Source organism: Microbulbifer harenosus, from assembly GCF_005771435.1.
GTDB lineage: Bacteria > Pseudomonadota > Gammaproteobacteria > Pseudomonadales > Cellvibrionaceae > Microbulbifer > Microbulbifer harenosus.
In genome coordinates, this window is sequence record NZ_VANI01000022.1 from 82680 (window position 1) to 105387 (window position 22708).

General features: G+C 59.0%; 15 protein-coding genes. 5 read left to right on the top strand and 10 right to left on the bottom strand.

Going from position 1 to position 22708, the window contains the following annotated elements; all coding sequences use genetic code 11:
- The first annotated feature begins 35 nt into the window (after positions 1-35).
- On the top strand, positions 36-2321 hold the full coding sequence (locus FDY93_RS18070; RefSeq protein ID WP_138237150.1) for a nitric-oxide reductase large subunit: 2286 nt from the start codon (positions 36-38) through the stop codon (positions 2319-2321).
- Between the two features lie 100 nt (positions 2322-2421).
- Here FDY93_RS18070 and trhP read toward each other — a convergent pair whose 3' ends face one another.
- From trhP to FDY93_RS18085, 3 genes are all read right to left on the bottom strand, one after another.
- Positions 2422-3717, bottom strand: a complete 1296-nt coding sequence (gene trhP, locus FDY93_RS18075) for a prephenate-dependent tRNA uridine(34) hydroxylase TrhP (protein WP_138237151.1) — start codon at positions 3715-3717, stop codon at positions 2422-2424.
- Entirely contained in the window at positions 3714-4889 is a 1176-nt protein-coding gene (locus FDY93_RS18080) for an NnrS family protein (RefSeq protein WP_138237152.1), read from the bottom strand. Before FDY93_RS18080 ends, trhP begins: the two co-directional genes overlap by 4 nt.
- A 71-nt stretch (positions 4890-4960) precedes the next feature.
- Entirely contained in the window at positions 4961-6574 is a 1614-nt protein-coding gene (locus FDY93_RS18085; protein WP_138237153.1) for an MFS transporter, read from the bottom strand.
- 334 nt (positions 6575-6908) lie between these two features.
- On the opposite strand from FDY93_RS18085, the gene narL reads away from it, so the two are divergent.
- From narL to FDY93_RS18100, 3 genes are all read left to right on the top strand, one after another.
- Positions 6909-7565: a two-component system response regulator NarL gene (narL, locus tag FDY93_RS18090; protein WP_138237154.1), complete on the top strand. Its 657-nt coding sequence runs from the start codon at positions 6909-6911 to the stop codon at positions 7563-7565.
- Between the two features lie 44 nt (positions 7566-7609).
- Positions 7610-8848 (top strand): molybdopterin molybdotransferase MoeA, encoded by a 1239-nt coding sequence (moeA, locus tag FDY93_RS18095; RefSeq protein WP_220446240.1) that lies wholly within the window; start codon positions 7610-7612, stop codon positions 8846-8848.
- A gap of 265 nt (positions 8849-9113) precedes the next feature.
- Positions 9114-11366 carry a TonB-dependent receptor gene (locus FDY93_RS18100; protein WP_138237155.1) on the top strand — a complete coding sequence of 751 codons (2253 nt, stop codon included), beginning with the start codon at positions 9114-9116 and terminating at the stop codon, positions 11364-11366.
- Positions 11367-11523: 157 nt separating this feature from the next.
- On the opposite strand, the gene FDY93_RS18105 is transcribed toward FDY93_RS18100, so the two are convergent.
- The 7 genes from FDY93_RS18105 to FDY93_RS18135 form a co-directional block, all read right to left on the bottom strand.
- Positions 11524-13221 carry an alkaline phosphatase D family protein gene (locus FDY93_RS18105; protein ID WP_171019034.1) on the bottom strand — a complete coding sequence of 566 codons (1698 nt, stop codon included), beginning with the start codon at positions 13219-13221 and terminating at the stop codon, positions 11524-11526.
- Positions 13222-13341: 120 nt separating this feature from the next.
- Positions 13342-14637, bottom strand: a complete 1296-nt coding sequence (locus tag FDY93_RS18110; RefSeq protein WP_138237156.1) for a dipeptidase — start codon at positions 14635-14637, stop codon at positions 13342-13344.
- A gap of 15 nt (positions 14638-14652) precedes the next feature.
- Positions 14653-16986: a TonB-dependent receptor gene (locus FDY93_RS18115; protein ID WP_138237157.1), complete on the bottom strand. Its 2334-nt coding sequence runs from the start codon at positions 16984-16986 to the stop codon at positions 14653-14655.
- A gap of 158 nt (positions 16987-17144) precedes the next feature.
- Complete coding sequence (locus tag FDY93_RS18120; RefSeq protein WP_138237158.1) at positions 17145-18047, bottom strand: NAD(P)/FAD-dependent oxidoreductase; 903 nt, start codon at positions 18045-18047, stop codon at positions 17145-17147.
- Between the two features lie 33 nt (positions 18048-18080).
- On the bottom strand, positions 18081-18530 hold the full coding sequence (locus tag FDY93_RS18125) for an Rrf2 family transcriptional regulator (RefSeq protein ID WP_138237159.1): 450 nt from the start codon (positions 18528-18530) through the stop codon (positions 18081-18083).
- A gap of 244 nt (positions 18531-18774) precedes the next feature.
- Complete coding sequence (locus FDY93_RS18130; RefSeq protein ID WP_138237160.1) at positions 18775-19473, bottom strand: pirin family protein; 699 nt, start codon at positions 19471-19473, stop codon at positions 18775-18777.
- Between the two features lie 164 nt (positions 19474-19637).
- On the bottom strand, positions 19638-21416 hold the full coding sequence (locus FDY93_RS18135) for a DUF885 domain-containing protein (protein ID WP_138237161.1): 1779 nt from the start codon (positions 21414-21416) through the stop codon (positions 19638-19640).
- A 132-nt stretch (positions 21417-21548) separates the two neighbouring features.
- On the opposite strand from FDY93_RS18135, the gene FDY93_RS18140 reads away from it, so the two are divergent.
- Positions 21549-22397 (top strand): carbon-nitrogen hydrolase family protein, encoded by an 849-nt coding sequence (locus FDY93_RS18140; RefSeq protein WP_220446241.1) that lies wholly within the window; start codon positions 21549-21551, stop codon positions 22395-22397.
- The last annotated feature ends 311 nt before the right edge of the window (positions 22398-22708 follow it).

Sequence of the window (22708 nt, forward strand, 5' to 3'; positions counted from 1 at the left end):
TTCAACCGAACACACAACATGGTTAAGGGGAAATTATGAACAGGTACTACAAACTCTGGTGGACGCTGATTGCGGTACTGGGGGTCACTTTCGGGATCTTGGGGTATGTCGGCAAAGAGGTGTACCGGGTAGCGCCGCCGATTCCGCAGACGGTGGTCTCGGAAAACGGCGCACCACTGATGACAAAAGACAGCATCCTCGACGGCCAGACCGCGTGGCAGTCTGTGGGCGGCATGCAGCTCGGTTCGATCTGGGGACACGGCGCCTATCAGGCACCGGACTGGACGGCCGACTGGTTGCACCGGGAGCTGCTCGCATGGCTGGACCTGGCAGCACAGGATGAATACGGCAGGTCCTACCGCGAACTGGAGCCCGCACAGCAGAATGCGTTGCAGTACCAGCTCAAGCAGGCCTACCGCCACAACAGCTATGACGCGGCCAGCGATACTCTGGTATTGAGCGAGCGCCGGGTAAAAGCGATCGAGACCACGGCCGATTACTACCATCGTCTGTTTGGCAGCGCGCCGGAACTACAGCAGACCCGCAGCAGCTATGCGATGAAGGAGGATACGCTGCCGAGTGCGGAGCGCCGTGAGCGCCTGGGTGAGTTTTTCTTCTGGACCGCCTGGGCGGCCGCCACCGAGCGCACCCCCGGTGAGGCCACCTACACCAATAACTGGCCTCATGAGCCGCTGATCGACAACGTGCCCACGGCAGAAAACGTGGTCTGGTCCATTGTCAGTGTGGTGCTGTTGATCGCCGGGATCGGCGGGCTGGTGTGGGGCTGGGCCTTTATGCGCGGCGAGGATGAAATAGAACCGACCCCGCCACACAGAGATCCGCTCACCACTATCGCGCTGACACCCTCGCAGAAAGCGCTGGGCAAATATCTGTTTATCGTGGTGGCGCTGTTTACCCTGCAGGTCTTTCTCGGCGGTCTCACCGCCCACTACACGGTAGAGGGACAGGGGTTCTACGGCATTGAACTGTCCAAATGGTTCCCCTACAGCCTGGTGCGCACCTGGCATATTCAGGCGGCACTGTTCTGGATCGCCACCGGCTTCCTCGCCGCGGGTCTGTTTCTGGCGCCCATTATCAATGGAGGCCGGGATCCGAAATTCCAGAAGCTCGGTGTCAACATCCTGTTCTGGGCGCTGGTGACGGTGGTTGCAGGCTCCTTTATCGGCAACTATCTGGCCATCGCGCAGATCATGCCGGAGAACTGGAATTTCTGGCTCGGCCACCAGGGTTACGAGTATGTGGATCTCGGCCGCCTGTGGCAGATCGGCAAGTTCACCGGCATCGCCTTCTGGCTGGTGCTGATGTTGCGCGCGATCGTGCCGGCACTGCGCCAGCCCGGCGACAAGCACCTGCTGGTCCTGCTCACTGCCTCTGTCGCCGCCATCGGTCTGTTCTACGGCGCCGGCTTCTTCTATGGCGAGCGCACACATATTTCCATCATGGAGTACTGGCGCTGGTGGATCGTGCACCTGTGGGTAGAAGGCTTCTTTGAAGTGTTCGCCACTGCTGCACTGGCATTCATCTTCTGCAGTATGGGGCTGATATCCAAGCGCATAGCCACTATCGCCTCACTGGCTTCCGCCTCACTGTTTATGCTCGGCGGCGTACCCGGCACCTTCCACCACCTGTATTTCTCCGGCACCACCACACCTGTAATGGCGGTGGGCGCGACCTTCAGTGCGCTGGAAGTGGTGCCCCTGATCGTGCTCGGTTACGAGGCCTGGGAGCACTACCGCCTGCAACACCGCGTGGAGTGGATGCAGCGGTTGAAGTGGCCGCTCATGTTCTTCGTCGCCGTGGCCTTCTGGAACATGCTCGGAGCCGGCGTGCTGGGCTTCTCCATTAACCCGCCGATCTCGCTGTACTACGTGCAGGGGCTGAACACCACCGCCACCCACGCACACGCGGCGCTGTTCGGAGTCTACGGATTCCTCGCCCTCGGTTTTGTACTGCTGATACTGCGTTATATCCGCCCACATCTGGAATTCGGCGAACAGCTGATGAAAACCGCGTTCTGGTGGATGAATATAGGCCTCGGCATGATGCTGTTCACCAGCCTGTTGCCGGTGGGTATCATCCAGTTTGTTGCCAGCGCTTCAGAAGGTCTGTGGTATGCGCGCAGCGAAGGATTCATGCAGGGCGACCTGCTACAGACGCTGCGCTGGATACGTACCATCGGTGATGTGGTGTTTATCATCGGTGCACTGGCGGTAAGCTGGCAGGTGGTGAAAGGATTGCTCAATATCGGCGTCCAGCCGCCGGTAGTTTCAAACGACGTCCAAGCCTCTAATATCCTGTAAATACGGATTACCATCACAGCCCCGTGGAGACCCGGGGCTGTCACTCACAGGACTTGCTGCACCGATAGAATATCCGTGCAGCTTTTTTTTGCGTGATCGTTCAGGCGCTGTGGCGCATCAGCAGGGTGAAACCACTGCCTGATGTCGGCAATGCATGTGGCAGTGGCAGCCGTACCTGGTGGCCGGAACCGGGAGCGACAATCAGCGATTCGCCGCTGTGACTTTGCAGCTGCTGCAGGCGAAAGCGGTGATTGCCCGCGGGAGAAATCAGCTCCAGTTCATCCCCCAGTTCAAACCGGTTTTTAACCGCCACGGTTATCCAGCCGTCGCGCACCTCCAGCGCCTCCCCCACAAACTGTTGTCTGGGGTTAGTGGATACGCCCTTTTCGTAATTCTGGAATTCACCCGGCAGGTGACGGCGATAAAAGCCCTCCGTATAACCGCGGTTGGCCAGGTGCTCAAGGTCTTCCATCAGGGAAAAATCGAATGGCAGACCGGCGATGGCATCGTCGATAGCGCGACGGTAGACCTGCGCAGTGCGCGCTACGTAGTAGTGGGATTTGGTGCGGCCTTCAATTTTCAGCGAGTGAACCCCCATATCGACCAGGCGCTGTACATGTTGTACCGCACGCAGGTCTCTGGAATTCATGATGTAGGTACCGTGTGCATCCTCGTACACCGGAATCAGCTCTTCGGGGCGATTCTTTTCCTGCAACAGCATTGGGGCGGGATCGGTGTTGGGCGGCTGCGCGACGACGAGGTCGCCAGTCTCGGTCTCCCGCGCCGAGTGGGCGTTGTATTCCCAGCGGCAGGCATTGGTGCAGGCGCCCTGGTTTGCATCCCGGTGATTGATATAACCGGACAGCAGGCAGCGCCCGGAATAGGCCATGCACAGTGCGCCGTGCACAAAGACTTCCAGCTCCATCTCCGGGCAGCGCATGCGGATCTCCTCAATCTCGTCGAGAGACAGCTCCCGCGACAGGATCACCCGCGTCAGCCCCTGGCGCTGCCAGAATTTTACCGTCGCCCAATTGACCGCGTTCGCCTGCACCGACAGGTGCACCGGCATGTCCGGCCAGCGCTCGCGCACCAGCAGGATCAGCCCGGGATCGGACATGATCAGCGCATCCGGGCCCATGGCGACCACCGGTTCCATGTCCCGCAGGTAGCTGCGCAGCTTGTCATTGTGCGGCGCCACGTTGCTGGCCACATAGATTTTCCTGCCCAGGGCGTGAGCCTCATCAATCGCCGCGGCGAGATTCTGCGGGCGGTTGAATTCGTTGTTTCGCACTCGCAGGCTGTAGCGCGGCTGCCCCACATACACCGCGTCGGCACCGTAGGCGAAGGCAAAACGCAGGCTTTTGAGGGTGCCGGCGGGGGAGAGAAGCTCCGTCATCCCGGTTGCCCATCGGTGCGCGGCGCCAGCAGCATGGGGCCGTAACGCCAAAGGAAGATGCCGTACCCCAGCAGCCACAGGGCGGTGGAAAGCCAGTAGGCCACCATTGCCGGCGCCAGCAGTACCCGCGCCAACACCGCCGCCAGCAACAGCACAAACGCCAGGGCGGTGGCGGATGGCGGTTGCATTGGCGAACGCCCGGTGTGCCCGAGGGTGACGCGACAGATCATCGACAGGATCACGCTACCAATGCCGCCCACCGCCATGGTGTGAATTGCAGCGCTCTCCAGCAGAAACATGTTGACCGGCAACAGCCCACACCAGGCGACGCCCAACAGCAGAAGCCCGCACACCAGTGACCAGTACCCGATATGCAGTGACCACAGCATCGGCTCGCGCCAGATCAATGCCACCCGCCAGCGCGCGCAGCGCAGTATCTGGATAAGCCCCAACACCAGTGCCGCGCACCCCGCCCAGGCTTTCGGCAACGACAGTGCCACCGCCAGTAGCAGGGCAATGCACAGGCCGTGGCCGGCGAATTCGAGCCACGTCCATTTGGCCCGCGCCGTTTCCCCAAAGCGGCGCGCAGTAAAAAACGGAATCACCCGGCCGCCGAACACCAACACCATGGAAGTCACCAGCAGCAGCGCCAGCACGGCCACCGAATGCGATTGCGTCTGCGCCAGTGCATGCCATGCGGACAGCCCGGCGAATGCGAGCAGCGCGGGGATCAGGAACAGATTGCGCCACTGGCGCACGGCGATCACCCGGCGCCCCACCGCCCAGGCGGCACCGGCAAAAAACGCCAGTTCCGCCGCCACTGGCAGCCACAGCGGCACCGCCCAGATCAGATACCCCAGCCTCGCCAGCAGCCAGCAACTGCTCAGGCCGACCAGCGCGCGTCCGCTTGGTGAACGCAATCCAGTCCAGGTCTGACTGGCGGTGCACACAAAACCCACCACCACCGCGCCGGCAAAACCGAACAGCATTTCATGTGCGTGCCACTGCGGGCTCACACGCAAAACGGCGCTACCCTGTCCCAACAGGGTCAGCAGCCAGAGCGCCAGCGCCACACAGCTCCATATCGCGGCCCCAAGAAACAGCGGCCGAAACGGCATGCGCCACAACGGGTCGAGCGCATTCTCCTTCGCCTTGTCGGTGATCTGTAACATCGAACCAGCTCTCCGGAAAAATAAAAAAGGGGGAGATTCCTCTCCCCAAAGACGACACCGTTTAAAACGAGTCAGGGATTGTAGAATTCTCCGTTTTTACGCAGGTAGAACCCCTGGTTCAGTACAATGCACGCTGCGTAAAAAACCGCAAAACCGATCAGCGCGTACTCCGGGGTGGTGGCAGCAATCTGCTCACCCAGCACCTGCGGAATATAGAAAGCGCCATAGGCGGCCACCGCGGAAGTCCACCCCAGCACCGGGCCCGCCTGTTCTTTCGGGAACACCATGGCGATGGTGCGGAAGGTGGAACCATTGCCAATTCCGGTCGCTGCGAACAACAGCAGGAACACCAGGAAAAAAGGCACAAAATATTCTTCCGGGGTCGCCGAAGCGTAGGCCGCCTTCATGTAATAGGCCGCGGCCAGCGCGCACAGGGTTATCACCACCGCGCACACCTGAGTCACCAGCGCACCGCCGAGACGGTCGGCAATCCAGCCACCCACCGGCCGTACCAGGGCGCCGATGAACGGCGCCATCCACGCGTACATCAGTGCACTGGGGCCGTTGGGGTTGGCGGTGTCGTGGGTCAACACGCCGTCGACCATTACGTGGCTGTATCCGAAGATTACCTTGATCGCGAGGGGAAAGGCCGCAGAGAAACCGATAAAACTGCCAAAAGTCATGGTGTAGATCACACTCATCACCCAGGTGTGTTTGTTGCGGAAAATACCGTACTGACGGTTGAGGCTGCTGCGGATTTCTCCCGGCAGCGCCTTCATGCCATACAGGGTGCCGAGTATCACCAGCACCAGCACCAGCTCCTTGGGAATACCCCAGCCCGATCCGTTGGCGCTTTCCGGCAGCAGCAGCCACAGTCCCAGCACTGCCATCACCAATCCGATCATCAGCATGCCGGTCATCCTGGCAAAACTGCCGAGTGAGCTGCCGATATCCGGCGACACCTCTTCGGTGCGGATGTTGTTCATGCCAAACCAGACCGCAGCGATCAACGGCAGCAACAACAGCAGCCACACGAACCCGGCGTTCTGAATCCAGGCCTCGGTGCCGGCGGGAATCTTGCCAATCAGGGTCCCCGAGCTGTTTACCAGCACCATCGGGTCACCACCGAGCGCGCCAAAGGCGCCAAAGGTCATGAACAGCGGCACGATGATCTGCATGGTGGTCACGCCAAAATTGCCGAGCCCCGCATTCAATCCCAGCGCCAATCCCTGTTTTTCCCGCGGGAAAAAGAAACTGATGTTAGACATGGACGAGGCAAAATTACCTCCGCCAAAACCACTCAGCAGTGCCAGCAACTGGAACATCCACAGCGGGGTGTGCGGATTCTGCAGCGCGAGCCCGGTGCCAAGCGCGGGGATAATCAACAGCGCGGTGGTAAACAGGATGGTGTTGCGCCCGCCGCACAGGCGAATAAAAAAACTGCTGGGAATTCGCAGGGTGGCACCAGTAAGACCCGCAATCGCTGTGAGGGAAAACAATTCCGCCTTGGCGATGGGAAATCCGAGATTGAGCATCTGCACCGTGATGATGCCCCAGTACAACCACACCGCAAATCCGCTCAACAGGCATGGAATGGAAATCCACAGATTGCGATTGGCGATCGTTTTTCCGCTGGATTGCCAGAAGTGGCGATCCTCCGGGGACCAGACATGAATATCGGACACTGTTGCGCCTCCTGGGTGGCAAACCGTTATAGATTCGACTTTGGCAGCTCGCCCCGCCGCGCTCAATTACCATCAGTAAGTACCTATTTTTCTCCCAGCATTTTTCCGCTCATGCACTTGCCGGGACGCCCGGCTTCCGCGCCATGCAAACCGCCCGGTCATGTCGCCCGATGCAAACAAAAGCACCGCCACTTACCCTGACGACACCACGGCGGCAACGGAATACCCCATTGGGGTTAGCTGCAATTTTGTGCCAACCGCTGTGATACCATGCACCCATCACTGATTCGCATACATCCGGTAGTCGACAGGGATCTGATACAGGGAAAAAGCCATGCCCTCAACTGCACGCGTAATGATGGTCGATGACCACCCCCTGTTTCGCAAAGGGCTGGTGCAGCTCATCAGCCTGGAACCGAAACTGGAACTGGTGGGCGAAGCCTGCAGCGGCGAAAGCGCACTGGCGCTGGTAGCAGAGTGCGACCCCGACATCATCCTGCTGGATCTCAACATGCGCGGCATGGACGGCCTCGACACCCTGCGCGCAATGCGCGCCGCCGACGTTACCGCACGCATCGTGATGCTCACGGTTTCCGACAACAACGCCGATGTGGTCGCCTGCATCCGCGCAGGGGCCGATGGCTACCTGCTGAAGGATATGGACCCGGAAGAAATCCTCGACCAGATCCTCGCCGCGACCCACGGCAAGCTCGCCATCAGCCAGCGCCTCACCGAAATTCTCGCCACCGCCCTGCGCAAACCCGACCGGACCGGTGCCGATCTGCTGTCCACACTCACCAGTCGCGAACTGGAAATCCTGCAGCTGATTGCCGACGGTCTCAGCAACAAACTGATCGCCCGCGAACTCGGCATCTCCGACGCCACCGTCAAGGTGCATGTAAAACACCTGTTGAAAAAACTGGGCATGCGCTCGCGTGTGGAAGCGGCGGTATGGATGGTGAATCAGAAGCGCAACCAGGGCGCCCACTGACAGCAATCGCTGCGACAACAATATGTTTCGCGAGGTAATCTTCCATGATGGACTGCTGTAGCCAGCCCGGACTGATGCCCATAGAGACGGCGCGCAGCCGCCTGCTTGCGGAAATCAAACCGGTAGCGGGAGTGGAGACTGTTTCGCTGAAAAATGCCGTCGGCAGGATTCTGGCCGTTGGTGTGCGCTCCGCCGTCGACCTGCCGCCCTGTGATAACTCGGCGATGGACGGCTACGCGCTGCATAGCACCGACCTGGATGCGCAGGCGCCGCTACGGCAGATCGGCAAATCGTTCGCCGGTGCGCCGTTTACCGGTGAAGTGTTGCCGGGAACCTGCGTGCGTATCATGACTGGCGCGGTGCTGCCCGCGGGTACCGATGCGGTAGTGATGCAGGAACATGTCAGCGCAGACGGCGATGACATTCATATTCACGGCGCGGTGCGCCGCGGTGCGCATATCCGCCGCCGCGGCGAGGACGTGTCCGCAGGCGAGATACTGCTCGGCGCAGGCGTGCGTATTTCAGTGCCGCATATTGCGCTGTTGGCCGCCGCCGGCATCGCTACGCTGAACGTGGTACGACGCCCCAAAATAGGCGTTTTCTCCAGCGGCGATGAACTCAGGCAGCCCGGAGACTCCCTTGGTAAGGGTGACATATACGACAGCAATCGCACCGCCCTATTGGCTGCGTTATCCGAACTGAAACTCGACATACTCGACCTGGGCATACTCCCGGATGATAAAAACGTTATCCGGGAAAAGCTCGCGCAGGCCGCCCGCGAGGCGGACGCCATCGTCACCTCGGGTGGCGTATCCGTGGGCGAAGCGGATTACACCCGGGAAGTACTGGAGGAAATGGGAGAAATCGGATTCTGGAAGGTTGCCATGAAACCCGGGAAACCCTTTGCCTTTGGGCGACTGGCCGGTATCCCATTTTTTGGTCTGCCGGGAAACCCGGTATCAGCGCTGGTGACGTTCTACCAGCTGGTGGTACCCGCGTTGGAAACGATGCAGGGGGGAAGCTGGTCCGGTGCGCCGACTCTGCGGGCGAAACTGCTCAAACCGGTGGAAAAAAAGCCGGGGCGAACCGACTTCCAGCGCGGTTTTTATTGCAACGATCCAACCACTGGTCTGTGCGTCGAGCCGATGGGTACACAGGGTAGCCACATTCTCTCCGGCTTGGCCGCCGCCAACTGCTTTATTGTGTTGGAGCAGGACAGCGGCTCAGTGGAAACCGGCGACCTGGTCACCATCGAACCCCTCCGCCCCCCACTTGGCGGTTAACGCAATCTCGCCCAGATTCCGAATCGCCGTATTTCGAACAGCCTGGCCTTTTCGGTGCGCCACACATTGCGGCTTTGTGTCATCGCGGTAATTTCCCGGTTGTCTCGAGCACCCACGATAAAAAATCCGGCGGCATGTCGGGAAGCGGCCGCGTCGCCTGGCCGGGCATCGTTCGAGGGACTGTCACAGCCCGGTCACAAGGCCGTATCAATTCATCACTAACATCCGGCTTTTCGCACCACTCACGATAAAAGCTGGAGTTATCATGAACCATCCGTTGAAGGGAACATTCCCCCTGTCCATCCTGGCAACACTGGTTGCCGCAGCGGCACTGCCCCTGCAGGCGCAAACTGCACCGGAAAACCTTGAAGAAGTGATCGTCACCGCGCAGAAGCGCGCGCAATCCATTGTGGATGTGCCCGTAACCATCAGCAGTCTGGACGGAGATACTCTGGAGGCCCTGGGCATCGATCGCTTCGACACCCTGTCCGATATGGTACCGGGACTGGTGGTGCAGCAGCAGAGCGTGAACAACAACGGTTACGTGATCCGCGGTATCACCTCCGATGACGGGAGCGCACCCGGTGCGGCGCGAGTATCGGTGTACCTGAACGGGACCGATGTATCCCGCTCGCGCGCCTCCTATTTCGAGGTGTACGACATGGAGCGGGTGGAGGTGGTGAAGGGCCCGCAGGCAACGCTGTTCGGCACCGCCGCCTCCATCGGCGCCATGAGCTTTATCACCGCAAAACCGCTGCAGGACTTTGCCTCTTCGCTGACCGTGGGCGCGGGTAATTACGATATGCGCAAGCTCGAGGGTATGGTCACCGGCGGCAATGCAATGGTTCAGGGCCGGCTGGCGTTCACTACCCGCGAGCGCGCGGGTTACGTTGAAAATACCAGTGGCGAGGCGGACCTGAACGGCTACGAACGCGAGGCGTTCCGCCCGAGCCTGCGCATCACCCCCAGCGAAGACCTGACCATCGATCTGGTTTACAACTACGACAAGGCGACAGACCCCGGCACTGCCTTTGTCAGCCGCGAGCTGCTGTTTACCGACGACGCCGCGCTGAGTGTGCCCGACAACAACGTGCTGGGCATGAACGACGTGGGCGTGGACCGCACGGTAAAAGACTTCAATGCGACCGTGAGCTGGGATATCAACGACCAGTTGGTGCTCACCTATATCGGCGCACAGCGGGATTACGATTCCCTGGAAGCATTCGACGCGGATGGCACCGGGTTTGAAATGCTGAATTTTTCCGAGGACGCCAGCGGCGACCAGACCAGCCACGAACTGCGCCTGAATTTCAGCGGTGAGCGTATCAACGGTTTTGTCGGTGCCAGCTACTTTGAAGAGAGCGCCGACCAGTTTGTGGGCTTCGCCAGTGAAGAGGGCACCTTCCTCAGCTGCGCCGGTGCACTGGCATCCGCCGGCATCCCCACTTGCAACCCGGACACCACATCCCTGCTGACCAACGGCGCCATTCCCGCACTCGCGTATGAAAGCCACTATGCCAACAGCGCGGACAACAGCAATCTCAATCTGTTCGCGGATATCGCCTACCAGGTGACGCCGAGCCTGGAAGCCACGGTAGGCGCCCGGCTGGTGCGAGAGGAGCGTGAATCCGGCTATTCCAGCAGCCTGCCAGGCTCCGCGATCCTCGCTTCGCAGGGAATCAACAGCGATCTGTTCTTCGGTTTGATTCCCAATACCGGCGGCGAGACGCTCCGTGGCGATACCGACAACTCCGCGTTGCTGCCGCGCTTCAACCTGCTCTACGCTCTGAACGACAACGTCAATGTGTACGGCACCATTTCCCGCGGCGAACGCTCTAAAGTTATCGACATGTCTTCCGGTATCAAAAGTGTTCTGCCCTCCGAGGAAATCGACAACTACGAGCTGGGTATCAAGGGGCGTCTCGCCGACATACCGCTCGACTATACCCTGGCGGCGTTTTACCAGAATTATGACAACTTCCAGGTTAACGTGATCGACCAGGAAAGCGGGCAGACCCGCACGGAAAATGCCGGTTCCGCCACCAACACAGGCCTGGAAGCGGAGCTGCGCTGGTACCCGACGGAGCAGTTGCAACTGCTGGCCAACGCCGCGTGGATCGATGCGGGGATCGACGACGACGCCGACAATGGCGCCTATGCGGGTAATCAGTTCCGCCTGCAGCCTGAGCTGACCGCAGCCGTGGGTTACGTATACGAAACTCCAATCAGTGGAGCGCTGTTGCTGACCAGCAGCGGCAACTGGAGTTACCGCTCGTCGGTGTACTTCGATATTGCCAACCAGTACGAAGAAGACGCGGTGGACCTGCTGAGCCTGCGCGCGGGCATCGCTGCCAGTGATCGCAACTGGGCGCTGACCCTGGCGGCTACCAATCTGCTGGATGAAGAGTACATCATGGATGCCGGGAATACCGGCGGCTCCTTCGGCTTTCCCACCTATATTGCTGGTGCGCCGCGAATGGTGAGTGTCGAGTTCAACAAACGCTTCAGCGCATTCTGAGCGGCACCTGCAAACAAGAATGCCCGCGCGTTACCGCGCGGGCATTCTTGCTGCTATGAATCCGCTTGTGCGCTGTAGGAGCTTGCTTGCAGGCGAACAGGAGATGCGACACAAACCTTCGCCTGCAAGCAGGCTCCTACAGCGCGCCCGTTTATTCCTAAGTATTTTGCAGCAGACTGTGATTAACCTTGTGGCTGCCTGCCTCCGCGAACTCGATGCTGTCGATATTGTCCACGTACTTCCACTCCACCTCGATGCCATCGCGACGGAATGTAAGCGACATATAACCGCGCTGGTGCAAATTGCAGTATTGCAGGTCATCCACCAGTAGCGACATGCCATCGGCTAGTTCCCGCGCCGCCTGCTCGTCGAGTTTGAGATAGGTTTCCATCCCTGGCGAGGTCACACTGGGGGTAGCGAATTCCAACCCCACCATGTGCCCATCGCCGTCTTTTAGGTGGTTAAACCACGCGTTGTGGGTATCCCCGGCCACCACCACGATGTTTTTGTTCAGCGCGCGCATGTGCCGGTACAGTTCTTCGCGCTCCGCGGCGTAACCGTCCCAGGCATCGAGATTGTATGGCACCTGCCGCTGCAGCCTTGCCAACTGCGCAGGAGTCAGGGATTCGCCGCGCAGGCTCGCGGCTTTGAGACGGATCAACTCCCCGGTGAGATTTTCATTTCCGCCCCGGTAAAAGCTGGTCATCAGTTCCACCGGCAGATGCATTTTCCCCATCAGGACCTGCTGGCCGAGCAATTGCCAGTGTGCGCCGGATTCGCTGAGAGTCTGCTGCAACCATTCGCGCTGGCTTTTCCCAAGCAGGGTGCGCGTCGGACTGGCCATGTCCGCGGCAAACGTCTCGGCATCGAGATTGCCGCTTTCATCCAGGTAGGAGGAGAACTGCAGTTGCTGGTCGCGGCCAATCACACGGGTATCCAGCATATGCAGGTCGAGCAGGTCGCCGAAGCGGAAGCTGCGATAGATCTGCGGGTTGCGCTCTCCCATTGGTGGGCGGATCGGCAGCCACTCGTAATACGCCTGCACCGCGGCCGCGCGACGCGCAAAGAAATCGCCCTCTTCCGCACTGTGGTTTTCCGCCCCGCCTTTCCATGTGTCGTTGGTGATTTCGTGATCATCCCACACGACGATAAACGGTGCTGCCGCGTGCAGTGCCTGCAGGCCGGCGTCGGTGCGGTACAACGCGTAGCGCTTGCGGTAATCCGTGAGGCTGAGGATTTCCCCGTTGTTGTCTGCGGGAAGCGCGCGACCAATTTGCTCGGATTTCTCCGTTGCGTAACCACCCGCGCCGTATTCGTAGATGTAGTCTCCCAGATGCAACACTGCGTCCCAGTCGTCTGCCCGCGCGGCGAGCTGATAGGCATTGAAGTAACCGGCGGGATAATTGGAGCAGGAAAACACAGCGAGCTTGACCTGCTCCACGCCTTCCGCGGGGAGGGTTTTGGTGCGCCCAATCGGGCTCTGCGCACTGCCACCAATAAACCGGTAGTAGTAGCTGGTATCCGGCTCTAGACCGCGCACGTCGATCTTGGCGGTGTAGTCCCGCGCGAGATCGGTCTCCACACTACCACGGCGAACTATCCGTCTGAACTCCGCATCAGCAGCCAGTTCCCAGGTGATTTTCAATGGTCCGCTGGGATTGTTGTCCAGCGGCGTTGCCCGGGTCCACAGGATCACGGCGTCCTGCAACGGATCGCCGCTGGCTACGCCGTAATCGAAGGCGACCTCGGAGGGCAGTTGCGGCCGGGTCATGGCCTGCAATGGCGTGGATACGGCAACACTGCCGGTGGTGGCGAGTATGGCTTTGAGAAAACGGCGGCGAGCGGAGCTGGTCACGTTGGCGGTTCCCTTTCATGGAATTTGGTGCCTCACCGTAGCGCACTTTTGTGACAGAACGGGAACAGAAACGCGGCTTCTGTGCCGCGCCCATCAGTGCTTCTGGAATGCAGACCTGCGTTATGGATTTTGCAGGGACTGCGCCACCGCCGCCACCGCATCCATCACCCGCATCAGGTTACCACCCCACAGCGCCGCGATGTCCTCTTTGCTGTATCCGCGGGCGAGAAGTTCCTGCGTCACTGCCGGAGTTTCGGAAGCGTCGTTCCAGCCGGATACACCGCCGCCGCCGTCAAAATCCGAGCTGATGCCCACATGCTCGATACCGATTTTTTTCACCAGATAGTCGATGTGATCGACGAAGTCTTTGACATTTACCGGCGGTACCAGAGGGTCAACTTCCCTCTCAACCAAGGGTGCTACCTGGGTGCGCAGTTTCATAAAGCCATGTATATATTCGTGGCGGGCATCGTGGTCCAGCTTTTTGACTTCGTTCCAGTCGAGGATCTTGAAGCCGGTTTTTCCCGCCTCCCGGGCCATTACTTCCATGGCTTTTTCTTTCCACGCAGCGTCCTTGTTGCTGTCGAGATAGGAGGAAAATGCCACCGCCTGCACTACCCCTCCATTTTTTCTGATTGCCAGCAGCTCTTCGTCATCGAGGTTGCGGCTGACATCATTGAGCGCGCGTGCGGAAGAGTGCGACGCTATCACCGGTGCTTTGGTCAGACGCAGGGTTTCCATGTTTGCGGCTTTCGACGGGTGCGAAAGGTCGATAATGATACCCACCCGGTTCATTTCCTTTATCAGATCCCGTCCCAGATCGCTCAAACCACCATGCAACCACTCATCATTTTCCTCACCGGTGTTGGAGTCAGCGAACTGGCTGTGACCATTGTGTGCCAGCGACATATAACGTGCGCCGTGGTCGTAAAAGTTCTGTACCAGGCTCAGGTCGGTACCTAGTGGATAGGCGTTTTCCACACCAATCAGCGCCGCCAGTTTGCCTTCGGCATTCAGCGTCCGCACCTCATGAGAAGTGGTAGCGAAGCCGATTCTTCCGGGGGCAATTTCCTCGGTCAGGCGGTGCACCGCATCGAACTTGGCCAGCGCATTGTCCAGTGCTTTCGCATAGCCCGCGTCATTCAGTTCCCCCTGGCCGGTGTACACGCTAAACCAGATTGCATCCAGCCCGCCCTGCTCCGCCTTCTGCAGATCGACCTGGGTGCCAAGATCGCGAGTGTAATTGCGCGTGGTGGTAAAGTTGGCCACGTCGATGTCCACATGGGTATCCATGGTGAGCAGGCTGTCGTGCAGCTGCAACGTGTCCTGATCGACCTTTGTTTTACCAAGTACACCGCCGGCACTACCAGCGAGCACAGCACTGAGCGCCAGACTAAGCAGATTATTTTTGTACATCGTGTTTACTTCCGATTAGAAATTGTAGGTAACGGTGGCCTGGAAAGTGCGCGGACTCAGTGGACGATAATAGGGAGATCCCGCATACACGAACGACAGTGCTTCAGTGTTGAATACGTTATCGAGGTTCATACGCAGACTGGTATTACTGAATCCGAATTCATCCCCAGTGATATCCACGTAGGCACTGGCCACGGTGTAGTCGTCCATCTCAAATTGCTGGGCATAATCCGCGTAGCGCGTGCCGGTATATTTCACAGAGAAGTTAGCCACCATCCACAGCGTGGGCTCCCATGTGATGCCACCGGTAAACAGCCATTCCGGGCTATCCGCCAGTAGGCTGCCCGCGGGGTTACTGCCAAATCCATCGGATAGCTCCGCGTGGTTGTAACTCAGGTTGGCGTTAAAGTAGAGCTGTTCCTCAAATATCGCTGGCATATACACGCCGGACAGCTCCATACCCCAGGCGGTGGTCTCACCCGCATTCACATAAAAGGACTCCGGTTCTCCAGTGGCGGGGTTCAGGATATTGCCGACCACCAGTCGATTGTCGAAAGTGGTGTAGTACGCAGATAGTGCGCCGTTGTATTGAGCGCGACTGGTACGGAAACCGAACTCGATATTTTCCGCAGTCTCTCCCGCCGGTGCCGGTGCCTCAAAACTAGTGGCCACGGAGAAGATATCGTCTGCCCCTTTCGGCAGCGCGAAGCTCTCGGACCACGAAGCGAAGAACTGGTCGGTGTCATTCAGGTTGTACACGGCACCAATCATGGGCAGAAAACTGTCGGAATATTCCGCTGTGATCGTTTGCGGACCGTACCCGGGGGCACCGTCGATCTCGTAGTCAGCGTAATCGCGGTAACCATCGAGACGGTAATCGATAGCCAGTGCTTTTGCGCCCACCTCAATGTTGAGGCGATCATCCAGCAGTGCGATGGTGTCCTTGAGATACAGCTGCACAGTTTCGCGTACGCTGGTGTAGTTGCGACGATAATACGCGACTTCATCCCAGATCACTTTGCCATCGGCACTGCCGCCGGTCTTGTTGTAACGCAGCTGGGTGCGGTTGTAGGTTTCGTCTTCGTACCAGCCTCCAAAGCTGAGGGTGTGCTGGCCGAGGTACCAGTCGATACCGGTAACGAAACCCTGGCGCTCGCCACCCACACCGGAGTAACCGTATTGCACACCGCGAGGATGAATCACGTCCAGCCCTGCGGCAGCCTGTTCCTGGTAGATGGACAGGGAATTGGTGTAACTGTCCGGGGATACACCGAAGCCATCCTTGTCTTCCAGATACCAGATGCTGTTGAGATATATATCCTGGCCGAGATCAGTGGACAGTGACAGGGAATAGAGTTTGTCCTTGCGTATGTTCACCCGGTCTTCGTAGTAGGAAGTACAGTTGCCACCGGTATTGACTGGGGTGAAGTCCTGATCGTCGATAGTGCCGTCGCCGTTGTAGTCGTACACGCCGGGTTGCGGGTTGATACAGCCTTCCGGCAATGCGCCTTCGTAGGCGTAATAGTAATCCGTATCGAACTGAGCTTCGGTACCGGAGGGCGAGTCGTAATCGTGGAAATCGTTGCTGACCAGCGCCGCCTGAATGTAGGTGTCTTCATCGAACTCGTAACGCGCCTTGCCCTCGATATGTTCGCGGTCGATGGTACCGGGGCCACGCCACAGGTCGCTGTCGGTTTTGGAACGGCTCAGGTAAGCGCTGAAACCGTTGATATCACCGGTGTCCAGCCGCAGGAAACTGCGCAGCAGATTGTCGTCACCGCCGGTCAGCGACACCACGCCGCCGGCCTCTTTGTCGGGTTCGGTGGTGCTGTAGGAGACAATGGGACCGAGGGAGGAGTAGCTCGGCATGGAGACGTCGCCGGCACCTGGTGAGGCAAGTACCGATCCCAGGTTTTCATTGTCTACGTAGCGGAAAATCGGGCTGCCGCCAAAGGCGTCGGAGCGGCCCATGGGTACGCCGTCCAGCACAAAGCCAATTTGGGACAGGCTGAATGCGCGCACTTGCACCGAGTTGCCAAATTCATACAGACCAAGCGCACCGTCGGTTTGTACATTGAATCCGGGCAGGCTTTCCAGCATTTTCAGACCCGAAATGCCCGCCGGCGCAGAGAGCAGTTCGTCGCGCGTCACGCCCACGGTCTGACTCACTTCATTTTCACCAATGGCCAGATCCGCCTGTGAAGTGCGCCGCGCTTGCACCACCACCTCCTCCATCTGCCCGGCCTCCGCCTTCGCCTCCTGCGCCACGGTCGGCAGCGCCCCCAGCGCACCACTCAGGGCCACTGCAGATATTGATACCGATACCGCCGGATGGATTCTTCGTGTCATTTCCCCGCCCTCTTTTGTGCTGTTGTGTAAAGAGGGCGTAGCAACATGTATGCCACGAAAAACAGGAAAGTGCGGCGTTTGCGTTCAGCCGCCCGCGCAGACAAGAGGAATTTTTTGCCCGACTCTCATTATTTTCTATCGACAGGCGCCAACTGCCATCAGATATTCAGGCCTTCAAACATCAACGAGCGGTGCGCCGCGACCCCAGCCATGGCACCGTCTGCCATGGCAAAGGTGACATTGCCCGCGGCGCGCGCGGAATCACCGCAGGCAAACACACCGGCTATGGATGTCGCCTGCATAGCGTCGGTCTGGATAACGGCGCCCATCGGTGTTTCCTCGAATGCGCAGCCGAGCTGGTCTGCCAGTGGGTGTGGGTGCCGAAGCTGTGTTGCGACAAACAGTCCAGACAGCTCGATGATGCGACCGTCCTGCAGATTAGCGGCGGCACGCCCACCGGTAATTTTTTCAACCGGCGTTCGCTCCACCGTGACGTTGCGCTGGACCAGCTGACGCAACTGATCCGCGCTCGGCTCAAAGGCGCCATTGATAAAGAAAGTGGTGGGCCCCCAGTCCGGGAGTATCAACGCTTGGTGCATAGAAATTTCACCCACCGCGAGAACGCCAAGCGGCGCCTCGTCCAGTTCGTATCCGTGGCAGTAAGGACAGTGGAATACTGCTCTGCCCCAGCGCTCCCGCAGGCCAGGAATATTCGGGAGCTCATCACTGACGCCAGTGGCGAGTATCACACGCGATGCGTGGTAGACCTCCCCCTGCTGTGTCTGCAACTGAAAATCATCAGCGGTTTTTTCTATCGACTCCACCGTGGCTTCCACACAGGTGACGTTGGGATAACGCAACAACTGGGCGCGACCATCCGCAGCGATCTCCGCCGGTGGGCGACCGTCCTGACCGAGAATGCCATAGGCATGGGTCGCAAATCGGTTGCGCCGCTGCCCGGCATCTACCACCAGTACTTTGCGGCGACCGCGGGCCAATTGCAGGGCCGCGGTCATACCGGCATAGCTACCACCGATAACAGCGACATCAAATTGGGACATTGGAGCACCTCCAGTAACTGAAAGGGTTGGGAGTCAGGATGTATGGTCGGACCCGGTGCAAACCTGCATCCGCTGATGAAAGTCGCGGCTTAGCGACGCCAGGGTGATCTCGCGGAATCGCGCGAGCAAGAGCGCTTCCGCCGCGTTGAAGGCCTCACCCATGGCGTTGTTCACCGCCTGCTCTATCAGGCAGCCCGGCGCTTCGGTGCGATGCCCGAGGGCGAGTACCCCGGGAGAACCAAGGGCGATGTGAATGTCGTACAGGGTGACGCTTTCCAGGTCTTTTGCCAGTCGCCAGCCGCCGCCGTGCCCCTTTTCCGAACGCACCAGTCCCTGATTGCGCAGGCCCGCCAGAATCCGCCGGATCACCACCGGGTTGGTCTGCATCATGTCCGCCAGTGACTCGGAAGTCGCCGGCCCGTCGATCTCGGCCATATGCAGGAGCACGTGCAATACGCCAGATAATCTGCTGTCTCTTTTCATGTAACTTACAGTATTACATGAATTGACACCGCGCAATACCGCACTGCGCCAACCGCGAAAAAGACGCGACGGCCGGAGAGTCACGAATGATCCGGGCAGGTCTGGGAGCTGGGTAGGCCGGGGGTAGATGGGCGCCCGCGGTCAGAGCGTATCAGCCAGTAGCGCCGCGCCCGAGAATGACATCAGGGTGGCGCCGAGGAGTGGAGCCCCCAGAACAGGGGCTGCCGTTGAGCAACTCCGATGGTCAGCTATCGCCCCGTGGAAGATCGAACCAGAGTGCCGTCACGCCGCCCGCGCCAGCTTCCAGTGACAGCGGCTCGTCCAGTGTTCCGAGGCCGTCGCCGGCGCTGAGGTGGTTGCCATTTGCCTCCACATCCCCCTCAAGCAGGTGTAAATAACCCACGCCTTTTTCCGCACTGAGGGCAAAGCTTGCCCCAGCGGGCAACTGAAGACGGTGCATGCTCGCCTCCTGGTGAACCGTTAGCGAGCCATCGCGACCATCCGGTGTGACCAGCGGGGTGAGCGGTCCACGTTGCGGAATCGCTTTCTGCTCATAGCCCGGTTCCAGACCGCGTTGGTTTGGAATAATCCAGATTTGCAAAAACTTCAGCGGGTCGGTCTTTGAGTCGTTGTACTCCGAGTGGGTCACCCCGGTACCTGCGGTCATACGCTGCACGTCACCCGCCGGAACGACAAACTGATTGCCCATGCTGTCTTTGTGGGCAATAGCGCCGGACAGCACGTAGGAAATAATTTCCATATCCCGGTGCCCGTGGGTACCGAACCCCGCACCCGGTGCGACCGTATCGTCATTGATCACCCGCAGGGCGGAAAACCCCATATGTTTCGGATCGTGGTAATGGCCGAAGGAAAAGCTGTGGCGGGATTCCAGCCAGCCAAAGTCTGCTTTGCCGCGCTCGTCGGCACGCCGTAAATAAAGCATTCTGCCCTCCTCACTTGTGGTGGATTGGCGCCACTATACGAGCGGGCGGAGCCGGGAAAAATCGCATTATTCTGGATATATCGTTCGATTTCGGGATTGGGATTCCCGCTGCCGGGTAGCAAACGCAAATTAGGCCCCGTTACCATTGCCGGGGCCCTCTGCCGTTAACTTTTGCTTTTCGCGATGAACCGCTCCATCTGCACTTCCAGCATTTCCATCGGTAGCGCACCGTTGGCAAGTACCGCGTCGTGGAAAGCCCGGATATCAAACTGCTCACCCATTTCCTTTTCCGCGGCTGCCCGCAGTTCGCGAATTTTGATTTCACCCATTTTGTAGGACAGTGCCTGGCCCGGCCATGAGATGTAGCGGTCGACTTCCGCGCGCACGTTCGCTTTGGACAGGGATGTATTATCAGCGAGGAAATCCAACGCCTGTTGGCGGCTCCAACCCTGGGAGTGAATACCGGTATCGATCACCAGGCGTGCAGCGCGCCACATTTCGTAACTGAGCCTGCCGAACTGCTGATAGGCATTTTCGTAAACCCCCATTTCCACGCCGAGACGCTCGCTATACAGGGCCCAGCCCTCGCCAAAGGCGCTCAGGTACAGGTTGCGCCGGAAGTCCGGTACATGCCCCAACTCCTGTGACAATGCGCCCTGCAAGTGGTGGCCCGGAACGGCTTCGTGCAGGGTCAGAGCTACCAGTTCGTATAGCGGGCGCTGGTCGAGAGCGTAGCTATTCACCCAGTAAGCACCACCGCGGGTACCACCGATGGCGGCGGGATTGTAAGACGCCGTGGTGTAGTTTGGGGCGATTTCATCGGGGACCGGCACCACTCCGTACGGAAGGCGCGGCAGCTTGCCAAAAAACTCCGGCAGGCGGTAATCGATCCGCTTGGCGATATATGAGGCCTCACTCAAAAGCTCCCGGGGAGACTTCGCATAAAACTGGGGATCGGTGCGCAGAAACTCGGTAAATTCCTCGAAACCGCCGTCGAACTCGCCCTCTTTATTCAAGCGGGTTATCAGCGCATCCATTTCACCGCGAATTCGCTTCACTTCCGCGAGCCCGATGCGATGAATTTCTGACGGGTCCATATCCATCGTCACATAGGTGCGGATTGCATGGCGGTAGTAGTCCTTGCCGCCGGGCAGATCTTCCGCAGCGAGTGAATCGGTGGCCGCATCCATATAATCGCCTTCGAGGAAGGTCGCAACACGATCAAAGGCGGGAACCGCGTAGTTGGCAATGGCTTCTTTACCCTGCTTCTGCAGACGCGTTTTATCTTTCGAGGAAAATGTTTCCGGCAAATTTCTGAAGGGCTCGTAGAGGCTGCTTTTGGCCGGATCATCGTATACCTGAGCGCGCACCGTAGGCGCTATGCCCTCGACCACAATCTTTGGCAGCACAAATCCATCTTTAATACCTACGCGCATATTAGCCAGATTCTCATCAAAGTATCGGCCGAAATCCTGTATGCGCTTTATATAGTCTTCGTAGTCAGCAAGCTGCGACATAGTGAGGCCACTGCTGGCATCCAGTGCAGCATTCCAGAAGCTGTAGAAGGTATTGACCGGGATACGATCCAGGTACAACTCATTCGCCTCTGTGGAGTTTTTCAACACCCAGATCAATAGATCCCAGTTGACCCGCTCAGACGCGTTCAGCGCATTAGCGTCGATTTGCTGCAGGCGGTCGACAAACTGCCGCTCCGCGTGCAAGCGGCGGGCACGGTCCTTTCCCGACACTCCAGGCAAGCGGTCAGCATAACCCTCCTGCCCCATGCGACTGGCGGTGATGGGGTCCTCGCGCAGGCTGTATTGCCAGTGATCGTCTATCACTGCTTGTAACTGCTGGGCGGCGGTAGCGGCCTGCGCTGCTGGTATCAGCTGCCAACCTGCGACTATGATCAGGAAAAGAGTACGGGCGAACCTCGGTATCATTGAGCATTCCCTCAGTGAATATTCGGTAGTTTGGATACGCGGTGAACCATAGCACGACAGCGGAGACTCCTGCCTGCAAGTAACCCTCCGCCTCGCGGCTTCTACCGCAAAAATATTGAATGGAGTCAGATCGTGAAAGATGTTTGTGTCGGTGCAATACAAATGGTCAGCGGTGATAACGTTTCTGCCAACCTCGCGCGCGCATATGAACTACTCATACAAGCGGCAGATCATGGCGCGCAACTGGTGCTACTGCCGGAAAACTTTGCGCACCTCGCAGACGCAGGCAGCTTTTCCGCGGCCGAGCCATTTGCCCGCGGTGCGGCCAGCCCGGAGCGGCATCCCGTGCAATTTGCCCTGGAACGCTGGTCCCGCGAACTGGGCCTCTGGATCGCGGCCGGTGCCGTTTCCCTGGTACAGCGTGCCGATGGCACCGGGGTACCCGGAAAGCGCAGCCGCTCCGCTTTCTTGCTCTATGACGACTGTGGCGAATGCCGTGCACGCTACGACAAAATGCACCTGTTCGATGTACAGGTCGCCGATGCCGCCGGTCGTTATACAGAGTCAGCGACTATTGAACCTGGCGATACCCCGGTGTGTACCGCTACGCCATGGGCAACCTTGGGGCTCAGCATCTGCTTCGACCTGCGCTTTCCCGAACTCTACCGGCAATTGGCAGCGACCGGAGCCGAATTGTTCATGGTCCCCGCCGCCTTCACCCACACCACCGGAGAGGCGCACTGGATGACCTTACTGCGCGCGCGCGCGATTGAAAACGGCTGCTTCATCATCGCCGCGGCACAAGGAGGGCAACACTCTCCCAAACGCCGCACTTGGGGACATTCTGCGATCATTGATCCGTGGGGAGAAATTCTTGCAGAAATGGGAGAGGGAGAGGGTGTAATCACCGCGGTGCTGAAGGCGGACAAGCTCAACACGATACGCAGGAACATGCCTTTACTTTCCATGCGCCGTCTGTGAATTACCCCTGTGGATTACAAAGTTTCCCACAGAATTCATGGATATAGCTGGGGATAAGTTTGGGATATTGAGGCTGAAGCCCGTGGTTGCTGGGGTTGGGGAGGCGTTTAAAAAAGCGTCGGTGGTGGGCGGGTGATTGAGCGGTAATAAAAAGGCCCTGAGCGCGCTGGCGGTCAGGGCCTTTTTGCTTTTGTTCGGGGGACGGTGAAGCGGGGAGCGCGATGACCTACAGTGGGTGGCGAGCGGTGCTCGCCATCGCGGTGCGACGCCCTGCGGGCGCCCCAAGCCCGCACCTTTGGTGCTGCCGGGGT